The 1,000-nt window shown below is 71.9% G+C and carries 1 pseudogene; it reads right to left on the reverse strand.

The window, feature by feature from the left end:
* Positions 1–1,000 (reverse strand): annotated as a pseudogene (locus MMF96_RS19400) (hypothetical protein); the annotation flags it as partial.

Raw genomic sequence — 1,000 nt, forward strand, 5'->3', positions numbered from 1 at the left:
GATGAGGGCGTCGAGGAGTCGTTGGGGGCGGGTGCGGGTGTCTTGCAGGGCGGGGTTGGTGCAGTTCGGGTCGATGGGGTCCAGGCCGGGGAGCTCGTGATCGGTGCCGGGTTCGGGGACCATGATGGCGTTGATGTCCCGGGGCCAGGGTGGTTCCTGGACGGTGTCGGTGGGGTCGATGCCGGGGGTTGCCCAAAACACCGCCGCGCCGTCCCCGCCGCCTGGCGTAGCACCGCCGTCTTCCAGGGCGCGGCCGTCTTCGAGGGCGCGGCCGTCTTCCAGGGCACCGCTGCCGCCACCGTCGTGGCTGCTGGATATTTGATCGCCGGTGGTGGGCGTGGTGGTGCCGTTATTGCTGGTGGTGGCCGCGTTGGTGCGGTTGCCAGTGCCGTCACCGCCATCCACGTTGGTGCCGGTGCCGGTGCCTGAGGTGCCCTCAGCGCCGGTGGCGGGCGTGGTGGTGCCGTTATTGCTGGTGGTGTGAGCGGTGGTAGGTGGTTGGGCCCAGGCCGGGGCGGGGCCCTGGTCCGGGGGCCACGAACTTCCGGGTCCGGCACCCCGGGCATTGGAGCCGCCAAGGCCTGCCACGCCCGGGACCGGCATGCCCGGGATGGTGCCGGCCGGGCCTGCCCCGTCCGGGATGGTGCCGGCCGGGCCTGCCGTGTCCGGGGCGGTCATGTCGGGGCCGTGCGGGCCGCCGGTGGTGGCTGGTGTGCCGGGGGTGGCTGGTGTGCCGGGGGTGGCGTGGAGTAGTTCGAGCAGGGTGGTTTGGCCCGGCAGCACCCCGGCACCGAGACCGGTACCGTCCAGGCCGGTGCCGGGGCTGGTGTCGGGGCTGGTGTTGCCATTGCCGGTGCCGGGGCTGGTGTCGGGGCTGTCCTCATCGGGGTTCTTGGTGTTCGCGCTGTCTGTGGTTCCGGTGTGGTTGGTGTCGGGGTGGATGGTGTTGATGTCTTTGTGGGGGCCGGGGTGGGTGGCGTGGCCGATGGTGGCCATGATT

Source organism: Arthrobacter sp. STN4 (assembly GCF_024539665.1).
Classification (GTDB): Bacteria; Actinomycetota; Actinomycetes; order Actinomycetales; family Micrococcaceae; genus Specibacter.